At 76.0% G+C, this 17,983-nt stretch carries 15 protein-coding genes; 6 read left to right on the top strand and 9 right to left on the bottom strand.

The window, feature by feature from the left end:
- Nucleotides 1-389: 389 nt before the first annotated feature.
- Nucleotides 390-1,946 carry a GMC family oxidoreductase gene (locus tag LO771_RS17250; RefSeq protein WP_230653383.1) on the bottom strand — a complete coding sequence of 519 codons (1,557 nt, stop codon included), beginning with the start codon at nucleotides 1,944-1,946 and terminating at the stop codon, nucleotides 390-392.
- 147 nt (nucleotides 1,947-2,093) lie between these two features.
- Here LO771_RS17250 and LO771_RS17245 point away from each other — a divergent pair, with 147 nt between their 5' ends.
- Nucleotides 2,094-3,296, top strand: coding sequence for a CdaR family transcriptional regulator (locus tag LO771_RS17245; protein ID WP_230653381.1), 1,203 nt, complete (start codon nucleotides 2,094-2,096; stop codon nucleotides 3,294-3,296).
- Nucleotides 3,297-3,519: 223 nt separating this feature from the next.
- Here LO771_RS17245 and LO771_RS17240 read toward each other — a convergent pair whose 3' ends face one another.
- From LO771_RS17240 to LO771_RS17230, 3 genes are all read right to left on the bottom strand, one after another.
- Nucleotides 3,520-3,939 (bottom strand): CBS domain-containing protein, encoded by a 420-nt coding sequence (locus tag LO771_RS17240; RefSeq protein ID WP_230653379.1) that lies wholly within the window; start codon nucleotides 3,937-3,939, stop codon nucleotides 3,520-3,522.
- A gap of 284 nt (nucleotides 3,940-4,223) precedes the next feature.
- Nucleotides 4,224-4,691, bottom strand: a complete 468-nt coding sequence (locus tag LO771_RS17235; RefSeq protein WP_230653378.1) for a nuclear transport factor 2 family protein — start codon at nucleotides 4,689-4,691, stop codon at nucleotides 4,224-4,226.
- A gap of 506 nt (nucleotides 4,692-5,197) precedes the next feature.
- Entirely contained in the window at nucleotides 5,198-6,217 is a 1,020-nt protein-coding gene (locus LO771_RS17230) for a hypothetical protein (protein WP_230653376.1), read from the bottom strand.
- Nucleotides 6,218-6,637: 420 nt separating this feature from the next.
- Between LO771_RS17230 and LO771_RS17225 the strand changes: the two genes are divergently transcribed.
- Complete coding sequence (locus tag LO771_RS17225; RefSeq protein WP_230653374.1) at nucleotides 6,638-7,111, top strand: SRPBCC domain-containing protein; 474 nt, start codon at nucleotides 6,638-6,640, stop codon at nucleotides 7,109-7,111.
- The gene (locus LO771_RS17220; protein ID WP_230653372.1) at nucleotides 7,108-8,172 is read left to right on the top strand and encodes a trans-acting enoyl reductase family protein; all 1,065 of its coding nucleotides are present in this window, start codon (nucleotides 7,108-7,110) and stop codon (nucleotides 8,170-8,172) included. Before LO771_RS17225 ends, LO771_RS17220 begins: the two co-directional genes overlap by 4 nt.
- 420 nt (nucleotides 8,173-8,592) lie before the next feature.
- Here LO771_RS17220 and LO771_RS17215 read toward each other — a convergent pair whose 3' ends face one another.
- Nucleotides 8,593-9,975, bottom strand: coding sequence for an NAD(P)/FAD-dependent oxidoreductase (locus LO771_RS17215; protein ID WP_230653370.1), 1,383 nt, complete (start codon nucleotides 9,973-9,975; stop codon nucleotides 8,593-8,595).
- A 169-nt stretch (nucleotides 9,976-10,144) separates the two neighbouring features.
- Here LO771_RS17215 and LO771_RS17210 point away from each other — a divergent pair, with 169 nt between their 5' ends.
- Together LO771_RS17210 and LO771_RS31370 are read left to right on the top strand one after the other, a co-directional pair.
- Nucleotides 10,145-10,723 carry a TetR/AcrR family transcriptional regulator gene (locus LO771_RS17210; RefSeq protein ID WP_230653368.1) on the top strand — a complete coding sequence of 193 codons (579 nt, stop codon included), beginning with the start codon at nucleotides 10,145-10,147 and terminating at the stop codon, nucleotides 10,721-10,723.
- 395 nt (nucleotides 10,724-11,118) lie between these two features.
- Nucleotides 11,119-13,284 carry a SpoIIE family protein phosphatase gene (locus LO771_RS31370; RefSeq protein WP_230653366.1) on the top strand — a complete coding sequence of 722 codons (2,166 nt, stop codon included), beginning with the start codon at nucleotides 11,119-11,121 and terminating at the stop codon, nucleotides 13,282-13,284.
- 191 nt (nucleotides 13,285-13,475) lie between these two features.
- On the opposite strand, the gene LO771_RS17200 is transcribed toward LO771_RS31370, so the two are convergent.
- From LO771_RS17200 to LO771_RS17190, 3 genes are all read right to left on the bottom strand, one after another.
- Entirely contained in the window at nucleotides 13,476-14,462 is a 987-nt protein-coding gene (locus tag LO771_RS17200; protein ID WP_230653364.1) for an NADPH:quinone oxidoreductase family protein, read from the bottom strand.
- Nucleotides 14,463-14,699: 237 nt separating this feature from the next.
- A complete protein-coding gene (locus tag LO771_RS17195; protein WP_230653363.1) occupies nucleotides 14,700-14,882 on the bottom strand; it encodes a hypothetical protein in 183 nt (60 codons plus the stop codon).
- Nucleotides 14,883-15,003: 121 nt separating this feature from the next.
- Nucleotides 15,004-15,693 (bottom strand): alpha/beta fold hydrolase, encoded by a 690-nt coding sequence (locus tag LO771_RS17190; protein WP_230653361.1) that lies wholly within the window; start codon nucleotides 15,691-15,693, stop codon nucleotides 15,004-15,006.
- 319 nt (nucleotides 15,694-16,012) lie between these two features.
- On the opposite strand from LO771_RS17190, the gene LO771_RS17185 reads away from it, so the two are divergent.
- Entirely contained in the window at nucleotides 16,013-16,654 is a 642-nt protein-coding gene (locus tag LO771_RS17185) for a TetR/AcrR family transcriptional regulator (protein ID WP_230653359.1), read from the top strand.
- A 274-nt stretch (nucleotides 16,655-16,928) separates the two neighbouring features.
- On the opposite strand, the gene LO771_RS17180 is transcribed toward LO771_RS17185, so the two are convergent.
- Nucleotides 16,929-17,915: a zinc-dependent alcohol dehydrogenase family protein gene (locus LO771_RS17180; protein ID WP_230653357.1), complete on the bottom strand. Its 987-nt coding sequence runs from the start codon at nucleotides 17,913-17,915 to the stop codon at nucleotides 16,929-16,931.
- Between the last annotated feature and the right edge of the window lie 68 nt (nucleotides 17,916-17,983).

The following is a 17,983-nucleotide window of genomic DNA, read 5'->3' as shown; positions in this document are numbered from 1 at the left end:
CACCGTCCGACACCCCCGCCTGCGCTCCCCGGGCATCCGCACCGAACGGCGGGCGGGGCGCACGGTCACGCGGCACTGAAGAGGAAGGGCGTGCGGAGGAGTGCATGACGGGTTCCCATGGAAGTCGAACGCACGGCGGAGCAGCCGCATCGTGAAGGGGGATCGGCCCGTCTGCCCGGCGGGAACGGGGTCGGGACCGCGTGCCCGGCGGGAGGCCGGACGTCCGGACCGGCAACGGAGGGCGCGGGGCCGCCCGGCGGCCCGGCGGAGCCCGCCGGGCCGCCGGAGCACTCGGCCGGCGCCCCGCGGCACGCGGGGCCCGGGCGGCGCCACCGGTGCCCCCTCTCCTCGGCGGGGCAAGGGAGCCGTCGCCGGGTGCGGGGAGGACGTCAGGCGGCGGCCTTCATGAGGTCCGCGGCCCTCTCCGCGACCATGATGGTGGGCGCGTTGGTGTTCCCCCCGGGGATGGCGGGGAACACGGAGGCGTCCACGACCCGCAGCCCGGCCACGCCGAGCACCCGCAGGTCGGAGTCGACGACGGAGCCGATGGCGCAGGTCGACGTCGGGTGGAAGAGCGTCATCCCGGCCCCGCGGGCCCAGGCGAGGATGTCCTCGTCGGACGAGGAGGCAGGGACGTCGAACGGTCCGGTGACGACCGACCGCACCGCCTCCTGGGCCGCGATGTCCAGGGCGATGCGGACACCGGCGACCATCGACTCCTGGTCCTCACGCGTGGTCAGGTAACGGTGCGTGATCCGCGGGGCGGCGTCCGGGCGCAGCGACCGCAGCGTCACCTCGCCCCGGCTGGTGGGGTGCAGGACGCAGGGGCCGAAGGCCATCCCGTGCTCGGAGATCGCGCCCAGCGCCTCCTGGTGGAACAGGACCGGCGACATGAGCAGCTGAACGTCGGGAATCTCCAGGCCGGGACGCGTGGCCATGAACCCGCCCGCCTCCCCGACGTTGGAGGTGAGCGGTCCGCGCGCCTCGTTCTGGAAGAGGGCCAGGTTCTCCGCGCTGGCCGCCGTCATCAGCGTCTCGACGTCGGTGCGGTAGTTCAGCGGTGCGAAGAAGTGGTCCTCGAGGCCCTGTCCCACCGGGAGGTCGGCTGCCACCTCCACGCCGAGGGGGCCGAGCGAGGCCGCGGGGCCGATACCGGAGAGCATCAGCAGCTTCGGGGACTCGTAGGCCCCGGCGGAGAGGACCACCTCCCGCTCGGCACGGACCACCTCGACGGCCCCGTCCGCATAGGCCACCTCCACACCGACGGCGCGCCCCTTCTCCAGCACCACCCGGTGGGCCGTGGTCCCGGCCAGGACCGCGAGGTTCGGACGGTCCAGGGCACCGCGCAGGTAGGCCACCGCCGCGCTGCAGCGCATCCCGTCCCGCTGCGTCACCTGGAAGGGGCCGACACCGAACTGGGTCTCGCCGTTGAAGTCGTCGTTGCGGGCGTGGCCGGCCTCCACGCCGGCCTCCACGAACGCCCTCGTCAACGGGTGGTCCGACCTGCTGTCGCTGACGGCCAGCGGCCCTCCCGCCCCGTGGAAGAAGTCCTCGCCCCGCTCGTTGTCCTCGGCTCGCCTGAAGTAGGGGAGCACGTCGTCGTAGGACCAGCCCTCGGCGCCGGCCCGGGCCCAGCCGTCGTAGTCGGCCCGGTTCCCCCGCATGTAGATCATGGCGTTCATCGAACTGGACCCGCCGAACACCTTCCCGCGGGGCAGGTACATGCGCCGGCCGTCGAGGCCCGGCTCCGGCTCCGAGTCCAGGTCCCAGTCGAGCGCCGTCTTGAAGAGCTGGCTGAACGCGGCAGGCACGTGGATCTCCTGAGCGGTGTCCGGGCCGCCCGCCTCGATCAGCGCGACGCTCACGCCCGGGTCCTCGGTCAGCCTTGCAGCGAGCACGCATCCCGCTGAACCTGCTCCGACAATGACGTAGTCGAAAGCGCTCATCCTGGTCTCCTCGGCTTGCCGTGACGCGATGGGTGGTGCAGGTAGAAGCGTCACCGGTGAGGAGCGGACGGGCCATGGGCACCCGGCGGAAAAGCGGTCCATATCCCTGTGCAGCGGCACAATACCGGCGAAAGTACCCTGGTGGACATGGGAGGACGCCTGCACGACGACGCGGACGGGGACGCGTGCATCACGTCACTGGTCGACCGTCTGCTGGCCGGGGTGGACACCCTCGCGGCCGAGCTGACCGGCCAGCTGCTCGACCGGGACCGGCCCTTCCCGAAGGACACGGCCCCCGACCGGGAGGAACTGCACGGCGCGACACTCGACAACCTCCGGGCCGTTCTCCGGGCCCTCCGCGGGGAGCTCCCCGTGGTCCTGGACGCCCCGCGGAGGGCCGGACGCGCGAAGGCACGGCAGGGCATCCCCCTGGAGTCGCTGCTCCAGGTCTACCGGCTGACCGGACGCTTCATCTGGGAACGGCTCCTGGACCTCGCCCTCGACGAGGGCCGCTCCGACGTCCTCCTGCGCAAGGCCTCGGAGGTGTGGACGGTGATCGACCAGTGCTCCAGCGCGGCTGCCGAGTCCTACCAGGCGACGGTGCAGGAGCGGGTCGGCCGCGACGTCGCCGCACGGAGCCTGATGCTGGCGACGCTGCTCGACGGCACCGCCGAGAGCGGCGTCGGCGCCTGGGACCTCCTCCGGGCGATGCAGCTCGACCTGGGCGGACCGTTCCTCGTGGTCCTCTCGGAGGGCGCCGGCGGCGCCGACCCCCTGCCCGGCGTCGAGGACCGACTGCGCGGCGCCGGCATCGGCTCCGGCTGGATCCAGCAGATGGACGCCCAGGTGGGACTGCTCGCGCTGCCGAGCGACCGGGCGGTCACGCCCGCCCACGGGCACCTCGACGCGGCCGCCCTGGGGCGCATCGGCATCAGCCGGCCGTTCACGTCCCCGGACCAGGCCCCGACCGCCCGCCGGCAGGCCCGGCTCGCGGCCCACTGCATCCCCCCCGGCACCAGCGGGACCCACGTGTACGGCGCCTCCCCTGTCGGCCTGCTGGCCGCGGCCTCCCCCGACACCGCGGCCGAGGTGACGCGCACGGTCCTGGGCCCGCTCCTCGGACTGCCGGCCGGGGAGCGGGCGGCCCTGCTGGGCACCCTGGACGCGTGGTTCACCGAGGGCGGCTCGACCGCCAGGGCCGCCGAGCGCCTGCACTGCCACCGCAACACCGTGCTGTACCGGCTCAACCGCATCGGCGAGCTCACCGGGCGCAGCACGGCGGCCGCGGGGTCCTGTGCCGAGCTGTACATCGCCCTGCACACGATGAGGCTCTCCGGGACGGGGGCCTGAAGGGGCGACGGGTCCAGAAGGGGCGCGGAGGGATGCCCCGAGCACGCCGCCTGCGCGGGGGTCCGATGCGGACGGCAGCCGGCGTCGGGGACTCTGCGGCCGGGGCCGCCGCCGTCGCCGTCCCTCCGGCTTCCGGCCGACGCTGCCCGCAGGCGCGCACCGGCCGGGCCGACCCGGTCCGCAGGGGGGGGGGCGCGGGGTCCGGGCGGCGGGCGGCGGCGCCTCAGTGGTTGGCCTGGGCCTGGCCGAGGGCGACGAGCACCTCCTGGGCATGAGGGGTGCCGGCGATGTCCCCCAGGGAGATCAGGCCCACCGGACGGCCCTCCCCGTCGACGACGGGGAGGCGGTGCAGCGCATGGGCGCCCATGAGCTCGGCCGCCTCGCACACGGTGGCGTCCGGTCCGACGGTCACCAGGGATCCGGAGGCCGCCTGGTGCGCGGTGGCGCTGCCCGCGATCAGGCCCTCGGCGGTGATGCGGACGGTGATGTCACGGTCGGTGACCACGCCGTGCAGGACACCGTCGGAGGTCACCAGGACGCAGCCGACGTCGGCGTCGCGCATGCAGGCGGCCACGTCGGTGAGCGAGGTGTAGGGCGGAACGGTGACCAGCCGGGTCGTCATCGCATCGCGCACGAGATGCACGGCATGCCTCCTTCGTCGTGTCCGGCGCGCGGCGGCTGCCCGCGCCCGCGCCCGCCCTCCCCGGACACGCCTCCCCGGTACCCGCGCCCGTACACCGCCGCCCCGGGCCGGACCCGACAGCGCCCCGTACCGGCGCCGCCTGCCGGAGGGGGCGGCCCGGAGAACGGGTCGCAGCGTGCGGCGGGACGTCCGGAGCGGCCTCCCGGCGCGCCGGACCGGGCGGCCGGGCCCGGCCGGGTGCCGCCGCACCGCGCCGGCGGGATACCCGTCCGGCGGCAACCCGTTCAGAAGCCCAGCTCGGTGAGTCCCGGGTGGCCGTCCGGGCGCGGCCCCGACGGCCAGCGGAAGCACCGTTCCGACTCGCTGATCGGGAGGTCGTTGATGCAGGCCAGCCTGGTCCGCATGAGCCCGTCCCCGTCGAACTCCCAGTTCTCGTTCCCGAACGAGCGGAACCAGTTGCCGGAGTCGTCGTGCGACTCGTAGGCGAAGCGGACCGCGATCCGGTCCTCCCTGAAGGTCCAGAGCTCCTTGACCAGCCGGTAGTCGAGCTCCCTGCGCCACTTGCGCGTGAGGAACGCCACGATCTCGTCCCTGCCGTGGACGAACTCGGCGCGGTTGCGCCAGCGGCTGTCGGGCGTGTAGGCCAGGGACACCTGTTCGGGGTCCCTGGAGTTCCAGGCGTCCTCGGCACGCCGCACCTTCTCGACGGCGCTCTCGTACGTGAAGGGCGGGACAGGGGGTCTGGCCGGCATGGGGGTCCTCCTTCGCGACGGTCCGGCGGCGGGTGCGGCGCCGGTTCCGCGGCACTGCAGCGGGACGGCCGGGGCCGGCCGGGCCGCCCGCGGACCGCACGGGGCCGACCCTGCGGTGCCGCTCCGTCCGGCGGGCCGACGCTCACCGCCTCGGCGCGTCCGCCGGGGGCGGATCCTGCCGGGGAGCCGATCCTGCCGAGGAGGTGGTCGACGGTGCCCGGCCGCGTCGGCCTCCCGGAGGCGGGGACCGGCGCGCAGTCCGGAGTGCCCGGGACTGCGGCCTCCCGCCGCAGGCCGACGGGACGACCGCGGGCCTCCCGTCCGGGCCGGACATCCCTCTCACCATAGGCGCGGCCCCCCGAGGGCGCGACCGCCGGGACGGAGGCGGGCCGGACCCCGTCGGGGACGGGGCCGTCGGCCGCGGCGGCGCTTCCCCCCGGGGCCGCCTCAGCAGGGCTGCGGTGCGGCCGGGCGGTCCGTCCTCCCGCCCGTGGCGCGGGTGCGGTTCAGCCGAGGCCGACGGAGGCGGCGGCGTTGTCGAAGCCGACCGAGGACAGGTCGGCGACGTCCCCGGAGACCACCACGGACCGGCCGGTGCAGTCCGGCTGCGACCACAGCTTCAGGGTCCCGGAGGCCGACAGCGAGGAGGCCACCCCGGGACGCGTGAGGTTCGCGCACCCCTGACCGGTCACCCCCTGGGAGGGCCCGCTGTCGCTGAAGCGGGGGTCGTCGAACAGGGTCGCGCTGGTCGCGGGGGCGCTCTGGCCGGCGTCACCGCCCCCCTGGGCGGACGTGCCCTGGGCCGGCGTGCCCTGGCCGGTCGCCGCCTGGCCCGCCGCCCCCGGGCCGCCCGTGCCGCCCGTGCCGCCCGTGCCGCCACCGGCCCTGCCTCCGTCGGGCGTGACACCGAACCAGGTGCCTCCCACCCCCTGGCCGAACGTGTCACCGGGCCTGCCGTCCTTGGCGAACCGGTAGACCGGCCAGCCGCCGACGGTGACCTGCAGGGCCCCGTCGGCGCGCCGGACCACCCCGACCCGGGAGCCGTCGACACCGTCGAGGAACACCCTGCCGCCGGGGCGCACGGTGACCGGCGGCCAGGTGACCGCGCAGGCATCGTTGCAGTTCGACCGCGAGGGGTTGGCGGTGTCCTTGTCGAACCGGTACAGCGTCAGCCCCGCGCCGTTGACCACCACGGGGTCGAGGACGCCCGCGCTGCCCGCGGTCAGCTGCACCCAGTTCCGCGCCTTCTGCAGGGCCGCGCCGGTCGCGACGCCTCCGCCGGGCAGCGCCCAGTCGCCCGTCCCCGCGGGGGCGCTGTTGGACTGCGCGCTGCCCTGCAGCAGCGCCGCCGCACCGTCCTGGGCCCCGCCCACCACGGCCGGGGCGGGGGCGGCCGGGGCGGGGGCGGCGGCGGACGCGGCCGGAGCCGCCGGGGCGGCCGGGGTGGCGGTGGAGCTGCAGGCCGACAGGGCTGCCGTGCCGACGGTCACGAGGACGGCGAGAGGCATGGCGTACGTGCGGAACATCGGTTCTCCCGAGCTGGGCGGGACCCGGGGGGTCCGGACCCGTTCGCCCTGCACACGGACCACGGCCGCGGCCGGTTCAGCCCCGGGCCGGGGAGCGCGGCGGATGCCGCACGCCCCGGCCCGCGGGGAGATCCCGCCGCTTGACATGCTGACATTCAATGCACATATTGTCATTATGTCGAACACGGAAGAGGGCGGCTGCGCCCCGGACATCCCGGAGGCGGCCACGGCCGCGCCACCCGGCACGGAGACGGAGGGCCCCGGCGGGCGGCACCGCGCGGGAGGGCGGCGGGGCCGCGGTCCGCGACCGCCGCGACCCGGCGGCGCAGCCGCGGCCGGCCCCCTTGCGGCCACCGGCGCTCCCCCGGGCGCCCGCCGCCCCCGCACCGCCCCCGGGCACCCGCGGCAGGGAGCACCCGCATGACCTCCCCTGCATGGCCTCCCGGTCTCGACCCGGGGAGCGCGGCCGTCTTCGCCCACAACGAACTGACCACGCACCTGCCCGCCGAGCGCCTGTGGCCGGTCCTGCTGCGGGCGGGCGACTGGCCGCGCTGGTACGCCAACGCCCGCCGGGTCAGCCTGCCCGACGGGTGCGCCGGCCTCGCCGAGGGCACCGCGTTCCGGTGGACCACGTTCGGACTGCGCGTCTCCAGCACCGTCCGGGAGTTCGTCCCGGCCCGGCTGCTCGCCTGGGACGGCTCCGCGCTCGGCTCGACCGGCTACCACCGCTGGGAGCTGCACCCCGCACCCGGCGGCGGCTGCCGCGTCGTCACCCAGGAGACGCAGCGCGGCCCGGCCGCCCGTCTGGCCGCCCCGCTGATGCGGCGGGGCCTGCTCGTCCAGCACCAGCACTGGCTGGAGGGGCTGGTCCGCACCGCCCAGGAGGAGACGTGACGCCCCGCACCGCCCTGATCTACGGCGCGACCGGATACATGGGCCGCCTGTGCGCCCGCCGGGCCGTGGAGGCCGGACTCCGCCCCGTCCTCGCGGCCCGCGACGCGGAGGCGCTGGCGGCCGTCGCCGCCGGGCTCGGGCTGCCCGCACGGGCGTTCGGCCTGGACGACGCCCGCGCCGTCGAGGCGGCGCTCACGGACACGGCCGTCGTGCTCAACTGCGCGGGCCCCTTCGAGCGCACCGCCGGTCCGCTGGTCGACGCCTGCCTGCGCACGGGCACCCACTACCTGGACCTGGCGGGGGAGGTGCCCGCATTCCGGCAGCTCCACGACCGGCACGAGGAGGCCGTCCGCGCCGGGATCGTCCTGCTGCCGGGCGCCGGGTTCGGCGTCGTCCCCACCGACTGCCTCGCCGCCCACCTGCACGGGCGCCTCCCGGGAGCCGTGCACCTGGAGATCGCCTTCCAGGCCGTCGGAGGGCTGTCCCGGGGCACCGCCGGGACCCTGCTCGACGGACTGCCGCAGCGCGGTGTCCGGCGCAGCGGCGGCCGTCTGGTGCCGCAGCGGGCGGCGGAGCGGCGGCTCCGGGTCGACTTCGGCGCCGGGCCGGTCACGGTGACGGCCAACCCCTGGCGGGCCGACCTGTTCACCGCCGGCCTGTCGACCGGGATCGCCGCCGTCGACGCCTACACGGCGGTACCCGCACCGATGGGCGCGCTGATGCGCCTGGCCGGACGGCTGCCGGGCCCCTTCGCCTCCCGTCCGTGGCGCAGCGCCACCGGCGCACTGGTGCGGCGGCTCCCCGCCGGTCCGACCGACGAGCAGCTCGCGGCGGGGTACAGCCGCGTGTGGGCACGGGCAGTGGACGCCTCCGGCGCCGAGGCGGTCGCGACGCTGCACGGACCGGAGGCCTACGAGTTCTCGGCGCGGACCGCACGGCTGCTGATGGAACGGGTCCTGGCCGGCCGGGCCGGGGCGGGCTTCCGGACCCCGGCCACCGCCTACGGCCCGGATCTGGTCCTGGAGGTCGCGGGCGTCCGGCGCACCGACGTGGCGGCCTGACCGGGCGCCGCGGTGCCCGAACCGCCTCCCCTCGCCCTGCGTCCGCGCGGGCCGGGCCCCGCTGACGGAGGGGCTGCACCCCGGACGGCGGCGGCGCAGCGGAACACGGCACGGCGGTCGGCGGGGCATGGCGCGGAACGGGGGCGGCCGGCCACCACACCGTGGGACGGCCTCGGGCCCCTCCCCCGCACCGGTCCGCCACGGCGGGCCGTCCGCACGGGCCGTCCTGAAGCCGCCCCGGGGACGCGGCCGGGCGCGGACGCACGCCGCAGGGCGCGCCGGAGGACCAGACCGGCGCCCTCAGGGCCGGGACGGGCGCGGCCCGGGGCGGGTCCTGTCGGCCCGCGGGTGGGGCCTGCCGCCGCACCCGCCTCCCGTCCGCAGGCTCCCCGGAGGGCGGACGGGGGCGGGACCGGCGGATCAGTCCTGCAGGGCGCCGAAGAGGAGGTTGAGCCCCTCCGTCATGGTGGGGTGGTTGATGATCATGTCGCGGAGGGCGGTGGAGGGGAGTCCCGCGAGCATGGCGGTCTGGACGGTGGTGACGGCCTCGCCCGCCTCCGGTCCGAGCAGGGACACGCCCAGGATGCGGTCGGTCCGGGCGTCGACGACGGCCTTCCACAGGCCCTCGGTCTCCCGCATGGTGCGGGCCCGGGGGATGGCGGCGACCGGGAGGCTGGCGACGCGCACCTGGTGTCCGGCCTCGCGCGCCTGGGCCTCGGTCAGGCCGACACGGGCGAGCTCGGGGGTGAGGAAGATCGTGTAGGGGATCAGGCGGTCCCGGGTGCTGCGGGAGCCGCCGGCGAGGTTCTGCTTGAGGATGCGGTAGTCGTCCAGGGAGACGTGGGTGAACTGCGGGCTCCCCGCGACGTCCCCTGCGGCCCAGGTGCCCGGCGCCGTGGTGGCGAGGTGCTCGTCGACGACGACGAACCCGGCACGGTCGGTGCGGACGCCCGCGGCCTCCAGGCCGAGGTCCGCGGTGACGGGCTCGCGCCCGGTGGCGACCAGGACGTCGTCCCCGGTGAGGGCGGTGCCGTCGGAGAGCGCCACGGTGACCTCGCCGCCCGCGTCGCGCCGTACCGATGCGACCGAGGCCCCGGTGAGGACCCGGATCCCGTCGGCGGCCAGGAACCCGGCCACGGCCCGGGCGATGTCCTCGTCCTCACGCGGCAGGAGCCGCGGTCCGGCCTCCACGAGGGACACCTCGCTGCCGAAGGAGGCGAACATCTGGGCGAACTCCAGCCCGACGACGCCGCCGCCGACGACGACCAGCCGCCGGGGCAGGCGCTCCAGGTCGAGGAGGGAGTTGCTGGTGAGGGCGCCGGCGTCGGCCAGGCCGGGGATGGGGGGGACGAAGGGGCGGGTGCCGGTGTTGACGACGGTCTGTGCACCGCGCAGCACCCGGGTCCCGCCGCCGTCGAGCGCGACCTCGACCGTGCGGGGGGCGGTGAACCGCGCCTGCCCCAGCACGAAGTCCATGCCGGAGTCGAGGAACTGCTTGTGGTTGAGGGCCACCATGCCGTCGACCACCCCGGCCTTGTGCCGGAGCAGCGACTCGGCGGACACCTGCGGGGGCGGGGACGCCAGTCCGAGCTCGTCGGCCCGGCGCAGGCGGCGCACGGCGCGGGCACTGGCCACGAGGGCCTTGGTGGGGATGCAGGCGACGTTGATGCAGGTGCCGCCGATCATGCCCCGCTCGACCATGGCGACGCTCCTGCCGCTCCTGGCCCAGTCCATGGCGAGCGTCTTGCCCGCCTTGCCTCCGCCGACGACCAGCAGGTCGAAGTCCTCAGTACTGCCCGTCATGACCGGCCTCCCTGCACGTCGAGGGCGCCCCGCCCGGACGGGCCGGCGCCGCGGTGCCGCGCGTGTGCGCGTGTACGCCCCGGGGGGCACCCGCGTGCACTCCTCCACCGCAGCCCGCCTCCCCACGCTAACAGACAGACCGGTCGGTCTGCTCGTCTACCATGGGGGCATGACCGCCACACGAAGCGACCAGCTGCCCGCCGAGCGCCTCCTGCAGGCGGCCACGGAACTGTTCCTGCGCCAGGGGATCCGGGCGGTGGGCATCGACCGCATCCTGTCCGAGGCGGGCGCGGCGCGGGCGAGCCTGTACCAGACCTACGGCTCCAAGGACGCCCTGGTGGTCGCCTACGTCGAGCGCTGCCACGAGCAGGACAGCACGGCCTACGAGCACGAGGCGGCGGATACGGACGACCCGCGCGACCGCATCCTGCTCGCCTTCGACCTGGCCGCCCGCGCGGCGCCGGGGAGGGACTTCCGGGGCTGCCTCTACCTCAACGCCGTGACCGAGTTCCCCGACGAGGGCCACCCCGTGCACACTGCGGTGGAGCGGCACCGCGAGTGGCTGGTCCGCACCTGGACGGCCGAGCTGGGCGCCCTGGGCGTGGAGGATCCCGCCGCCACCGCGAACCGGCTGGCGGTGCTGTACGACGGCGGCCTCGCCGGTTCCAAGATCACCCGCTCGGCGCAGCCGATCCGGGAGGCGCGGCGGATGGCCGCCGATCTGGTGGCACAGGCACTCCGGGACTGAACCGGCGGGACTGCCGGAGCGGTCGGCGGTGCGCACAGGCCGGACGGACCGGCGGCCCTCCCGGCCGGGGCGCCGGCCGCCGCGCTCCCCGGCGGGTCCGGTCGGCGTCCCGGTGCCGCAGGCCCCTGCGCCGCCTTCCCGCCCCCCGCTCCCTGCTCCGGCAGGGCGGCCGCGCCCCCGCCGACCGGCGCGCAGGGCCCCCGGGGAAGGTGGCCGGCCAGGAGGGGACGTGCCGGAAGGCGAGGGGATTTGCCCGATATGCCGGAATGGGAAATGCTGGGGTCACATCCTCGACCCACCCGGACACGGTGGCCCTCATGGCAGGGGGAGGCGTGGAAAAGCAGCGCACGATCGCAGACCGAGAGCGTGTCGACGGCGCCCAGGAGCCGGTCGACGTGCGACAGGACCGACTCCTCGCCGAGGCGCTCCGCCGCGTCGTGCGCAGCACCGGCGCCCTGTTCGCCGTGGTCTACCGGGCCGGACCCGACGGGACGTGCCTGACGGTGGAGGCCATCGGCGGAACACCGCCCCAGATCTTCACCACGCCGAACTGCATTCCGCGGGACAGCCCGTACGCCTCCGCGGCCGCCTGGCGCACCGGCCGTCCGGTCAGCTCCGGGCTTCCCCTCGTGACGCCGGTCGAGGAGGCTCCGGTGAGCCTCATCCCGCACCCGTACTCCGTAGCCTCGGTGCCGCTGCCCCTGGGGAAGGACTGCTTCGGGGTGCTCACCGCCGTGTGGATGCCGCCGCGGCCGTCCGAGCTGCCGCGGCTGGTGGAACGCCTCACGGGGGCGGGGGAGGCCCTGACGGCAGGGCTGGCGCGGCTGGGCCGGTCCCCGACCGGGGTCGGGACGAGGCCCTCCCCCATGATCGTCCCGGTGCTCGACCCCGGCCCGGGCGTCCGCCCCCGGCCGGTCGGCGCGTCCGCGCACCGCTGGGGGCTGCCCGACCTCCCCGGCTCCTCGGCGCTCTCCCAGATGTTCCAGCTCCACCAGCTGTCCGCGGCGCTCAACCGGGCGTCCGGCACCGGCAACGTGGTCAGGACGGCGAACGAGTGGATCACGAAGTCCTTCGGCGCCGACACGCTCGTCGTGACGGTCGCGGCGGCGGGCAGGCTGCGCGTGGTGGGGCACAGCGGCGCGTCCGGCCTCGTGGGCGGCATCCACGGCGCCCCCCTCGACCGGAGGATCCCGGCGTCCGACGTCCAGCGCAGCGGCGAGCCCTTGTTCCTCCCGGACCGCGACGCCCTGCTCGGGTCCTACTCCGAGGACGACGTCGGCGACCTCAGGGCCATGGCGGTGCTGCCCGCCACCGGAAGCGGCCAGGTCGTCGGGAGCCTCATGCTGGGCTTCGGCACCGAGCGGGACTTCGGGGCCGAGGAGCGGACCCTGCTGCTCATGATGGCCGAACGCCTGGGCGGCGCACTGGAGCGCGAGCAGCTGAGCGAGACGGAGCACGCCCTGACCGGCGCCCTGCAGAAGAAGCTCCTCCCCCGCATCCTGCCCGAGTGGTCCGAGATGGCCACGACCGCCCGGTACCTGTCCCCGCCGAGCGCCTCGGGGATGGGGGGCGACTGGTACGACGTCATCCCGCTCCCCGGGCGCCAGGTCGGCCTGGTGGTGGGCGACGTGGAGGGCCACCACGCGGACAGCGCGGTGATCATGGGCCAGCTCCGCAGCGGCCTGCACGCGTACGCCGCCGAGGGCCACGATCCCGCGGCCGTCCTGGCGCGGTCGAACGCCCTGCTCGCCGAGCTCGACACCGACCTGTACGCCACCTGCTGCCTCGTGCGGATCGACCTCGAGTTCGGCGTCGCCGAGATCGCCCTCGCCGGGCACCCGCCACCCCTGCTGCGCGGACCCGTCGGGGGCGTCGTCGTCCCGGACGCTCCGCCCAACCTGCCCCTCGGCGTGACGCACGGGCACACCTACACCACCGCCGAGGTCCCGGTCCCCCCGGGAACCCTGCTGATGCTCTACACCAACGGCATCGGCTGCGACCCGGTCGCCGACGCCGGCGCCCTGCTGGAGTCGGCGGACGGCGCGCAGCGCTGCTCACTGGACAGGTTCGCCGACATCATCGCCGCCGGCACCGCGGGACGCTCCCGGCCCCACGCCGACGACACCGCCCTGCTCTTCGCGCTCTTCGAGGGGAGCCCCCTCGGGCCGGTGCAGCGGGTGGACCGGATGTCCGTGCCCCGCCACGACATTCAGGGCGTCCGGGCGGCACGGCGCTTCGTCCGCGGCTACCTGACGAAGCGGGGTCTGTCCCGTCTCACCGACGCCCTGGAGGTCATCGCGTCCGAAGCGGTCACCAACGCCCTCATCCACGCCGACAGCGAGGTGGAGATCCGGCTCCGGGAGTACCCCGACCGGATCCACCTGGAGGTCCGCGACACCGACGCCAAGCCGCCGATCCCCACCTCCGTCACCGACTCCGACGAGACGAACGCCGTCGCCGAGCACGGCAGGGGCATGGGCATCGTGGAGTACCTCTCCACCACCTGGGGCAGCTCCCCCAACGGACGCGGCAAGACGGTCTGGGCCGACCTCGCCAAATGAGCACGCCCGGCACACGTCGCGCGGCGCGGCGGCCGGCCCTCCCGGCGGGCCCGGGGGACCCGTGAGGGAGCGGCTGTGCGCGGGGGCGCGCGAGCGGCACCGGGGGCCTCTCGGCCACGGACGGCGACGGGCCGCGGCACGCCCAGGGCAGGCGGCCGGACGCGCGGCACGGCCGTGCCCCCTCCGCACCCCTACGCCACCCGCACCACCGACTTGCCCGGCCCCGGGGCGGCCTGCGCGGCGATCATCCGCGGCACGTCGCCGAAGCCGTGCACGGCGCCCACCGGCGTCGCGATCTCCCCCCGCCCCGCCAGGTCCGCCAGGCGGTCCCACACGGCGGCCTCGGCCGCCGGCTCCCCGGGGCTCGCGAGGACGCCGACGGCGGTGTAGTTGCGCAGCAGCATGTCCATCGGGTCGAGGGGGACGGGGCTCCCGCTCGCCAGGCCCACGACGGCGATGCGCCCCCGCGGCGCGATGCTCCTGAGCGCCGTCGCCGCGGTGGACCCGCCCACCGGGTCGTAGACCAGGTCCACGCCGCGCCCGCGGGTGATCGCGTCGATCCGGGCGGTCATGTCGCCGGCGCGGTGGTCCACCACGTGGTCCGCGCCGTGCCGTGCGCAGAACGCGAGCTTCTCCGGGCCGCCCGCGACCGCGATCGTCGTCGCACCCAGCGCCCTGCCCAGCTGCAGGGCGGCAGCGCCGGTGCTGCCGGCCGCGCCCAAAACGAGCAGCGTCTGCCCGGGCTCGACCGGGGCCCGCTCGACGAGTGCGGCGTACGCCGTGCGGAAGCCGATCGGGAAGCCACCGGCCTGCTCGTCCGTCATGCCCGACGGGATGCGGACGGTGGAGTGCTCGCGCAGGTAGGCGTACTCGGCGTACCCGCCCCACCCCTCCAGGAACGCGGTGATGCCGGCCACCCGGTCGCCGACCGCGAACCGCGAGCCGGGCGGCACGGCGACGACCTCCCCGGCCGCCTCCTCCCCCAGGCCGAACGGAGGGGCGCCGAGCAGGGGGAAGCGGCCTGCCGCCATCAGCACGTCCGGGAACCCGGCACCCGCGGTCCGCACCCGGATCAGCAGCTGTCCGGGGGGCGGCTCGGCCCAGACCGTCTCCTGGAGTTCGATCCCCTCCTCGGGGTCGCCGAACGCCACCAACCGCCATGCACGACCGGAGAACACAGCCGGCCCTCCTCTCCTGTTCGTCGCGCCCCCGCCGCGGGCGTGCCGCCGGCGGGAGCGCTCCCTGCTCCGGCACGCGCGTGCCGTCGGAATCGCGGGCCGGTCCGGCCGGGGAGGACTGCCCTCCCCCGCCCGGACCGGCCCGCAGGACGCCTCACCGCCGCGCCGGCCCCCTCGGGGACGTGGCCGGCGGCGTCGCACCACGGGCGTCACACCGTGGGCGTCACACCATGAGGCTCACCCGCTCGTCGACGCCGAGGAGCGACTTGCCGTACACCTCCAGGCCGACCGCCGGGACCAGGCCGGCGTGGCGTGCTTCCGCAGCAGGGGCTGCAGCGCGACCGCACGCGCCACCAGCTCCCTCCTGAGGTCGCCGCCGGCCGGCGTTCCGGGCGCGTCGTCGCTGAGGGTGATGTCCACGGTTCTCCTTGTGCGGTTCGGTGCTCCGGGCGGGGTCCCGCGGTCACGGAGGCGCACGGTCGGGCCGGACGCGTGTGCGCGGACGGCGGACCGCCGTCCGGCGGGGTCGGGCCGGCGGTGGTCAGCCGGCCGCTTCGAGAGCGATCTTCGCGAGGAGGGCGGCGAACTCCCCGGGGGCGGACAGGAAGGGCGAGTGGTGGCTCGCAAGCCGGTGGACGGCCCCGGCCCGGGCCGCCATCGCCTCCTGGTTCTGCAGCGGGAGGGCCCGGTCCTGCTCGCAGACGACGTACGTGGAGGGGACGGTGTGCCATCCCGCCCCGGTGAGCGTCTCGGCGAAGGACCTCGTGCTCTGCGGCACCAGCCGCCGTGCGGCCTCCTCCGCCTCGGCCGCGGGCACGCCGCCGTAGAACAGGTGGACCGGGTCGTCCGGCACGGGCTGGACGCCGTGCGGCTCCTCCGGGAGGGGCGCGCCGTACTGGCCCAGGAGGCTCTCCCCGGCGTCGAGCTGGAACGCCGCCACGTAGACCGCGTGCGCGACGCCGGGGGCGGAGGCGAGGGCCTGGCTGACCGGGGCGCCGCCGTAGGAGTGCGCGACGACGACGACCGGGCCGTCGATGCGCTCCATCTCCGCGAGCACCGCCCGGGAGTCGTCGTGGAGGCCAGCATCGGGCCCGCCGGCACTGGGCAGATCGACGGTGCGGGTGGCCCAGCCGTCGTCCTCGAGCAGCGGCCTCACCCGGTCCCAGCACCAGGAGCCGTGCCACGCACCGTGCACCAGCAGCAGGGTGGGGCGGGGGTTGTCAGCAGTCACGGCAGTGTCCTTGATCGTGATGGGGCAGAGGCGTCCGAGACGCCGTGCCAGAAGCCTAGGACGGTTTGGACATACTGTCCAACGTAACGTCCGACACACTGTCCAGCAGCGCGCCGTGCGGGACGGCGGACACCGGCGGACGGCTCCGGACCAGGCCCCCGGCGGCGCGCCGGGCGCCGGGCGCATGGTTGGACATCACGTCCACGCCCCCCTAACCTCCTGGCAGTGGCGGTCCGCACCGCCGCCCTCCCCCGCCCGCGGCCGGAGCCCCGGCACGCCCCTCGGCCGGGACCCCCGCCCCACCCCCGAGGACGACGCGATGCCTTCGACCACCCGACGCCCCTCAGCCGCGGCGGACCGGCGGGCCGCGCTCGAGAAGCGGATCCTGGGCGTCATCGGGGACCTGCTGGGCAGCGGCGCCGGCTACACGGAACTGAGCGTGGAGCAGATCGCCAACGCGGCGGGGATCTCCCGCTCGACCTTCTACCTGTACTTCCGCGACAAGGTGGACGTGCTCCTGCGGCTCAGCAACGCCCTGAAGACGGAGAGCTACGCGATCGTCGACGCCTGGCACCCCTCGGGTCCGGACGGCGGGGCCGACGGCCTGGCACGCGTCTACCTGCGCATCATCACGCACTACCGCCGGCACGCGGCGCTGCTGGCGGCCATCAACGAGGTGGCCGCGTACGACCCGGCCGTGCGCGAGGCGTGGACGGCCCACCAGGACCACTTCACCCGGAAGACCGAGGCGCTGCTGGCGGAGGAGCGGCAGGCCGGCCGGACCCCGGCGGACGTCGACCCCCTGCTCGCCGCCCGGCTGATCGTCACCGGGGGCGCCCAGGTCATCGCCCGGCAGGTGCTCGACGGCGACACCGCCGGGGATGCGGCGGTCGCCCGCGAACTGGCCGCCTGCTACTGGTACGGCGTGTACCGGCGCCCGTCCGGCCCGGACGCCGGCTGACGCCCGGCGGCACCGGCGGGTGCGGCACCGGGCGAGGAGCCGCCTCCCGCGGATGATCCCGGCGCGCCGGGAGGCGGCGGGCCGGCCGACGGGGGGCGCAGGCGCCCCCGGCCCCCGTCCGGGAGGTGCCCCCGGGCACGCCACCCCGCCGTGCTGTCGGAGTCGGCCGGGTCCGTCCGGCACGGGGCCGGTCCTCCGCCGTGCGGTGCACCGCGCCGGCCCCTCCCGTCCGTCGACGGGCAGGAGGGGTCCTTGCGCGACCGGCCGGTCACGGCTAGTGGTCGATGCCGACGACGACCTTGCCCGTGGCGGTGCCGTCCGCCACCGCGGCGTGCGCGTGCGCGACGTCGGCGAGGCCGAACCGGCGGGGGTCCAGCAGCGGCCCGAGGCGGCCCGAGTCGGCCAGGGCGGTGATCTCGCGCAGGATCTCGCCGTGGTGCTCACGGCCGCGGCCGGTCAGCATGGGCGCCAGGGTGAAGACCCCGGAGTAGGTGGCGCCCCGGAAGGACAGCGGAGCGATGCTGTGCGTCCCCCAGCCGAGGGAGCTGAGGACGTGTCCGGTGTAGGTCCGGGCGATGGCGAAGGACGCGTCCAGGACCGGCCCGCCGACGGTGTCGTAGACGACGTCGAAGCCCTCGCCGCCGGTGAGGCGCTCGGTGTACTCCTGCGGCGTCTCGGCGGTGAAGTCGATCGCCGTGGCCCCGAACTCCTCGACGGCCTTCAGGCGGTGGGGGGCATCGGTGCCGAAGACCTCGGCGCCGCGGGCACGGGCGATCTGGATGCCCACGTGGCCGACGCCGCCGGCGCCGCCGTGTATGAGGACCTTGTGCCCCGCGCGCACCTGCGCCCGGTCGACCAGGCCCTCCCAGGCGGTGATGGCCACCAGCGGCAGCGCGGCCGCCTCGCGCATGTCCAGGGACGCCGGCTTGGGCGCCAGCAGCCGGGCGTCGACCGCCGCGTACTGGGCGAGGGAGCCCTGCAGGTCGCCGACGCCGCCGGTCATGCCGTAGACCTCGTCGCCCGGGGCGAACCCGGTGACCCCTTCGCCCACCTGCTCGACCACGCCGGCCAGGTCGAGGCCGAGCACCGCGGGGAGCGTGCGCTCGGCGTGCGCGGCCTGACCCGCGCTGATCTTGAGGTCGAGCGGGTTGACCCCGCTCGCCTCGATCCGCACCAGCACCTGGCCGGGACCGGCCACGGGCTTCTCGATCTCCTTGAGCACCATCGGGGTGCCGAACTCTTCCAGGACTGCTGCACGCATGGTGCCACCTTCGGATGTGCGTTGCCGAAAACACGTGTCGGGGGCGTCCAGCACCGCTGGACCCTCAC

The organism is Streptacidiphilus sp. ASG 303, assembly GCF_020991365.1.
In the GTDB taxonomy this organism is placed as follows: Bacteria; Actinomycetota; Actinomycetes; order Streptomycetales; family Streptomycetaceae; genus Peterkaempfera.
Note: the sequence above shows the minus strand (reverse complement) of the source record. Positions and strands in the feature narration are given on the sequence as shown.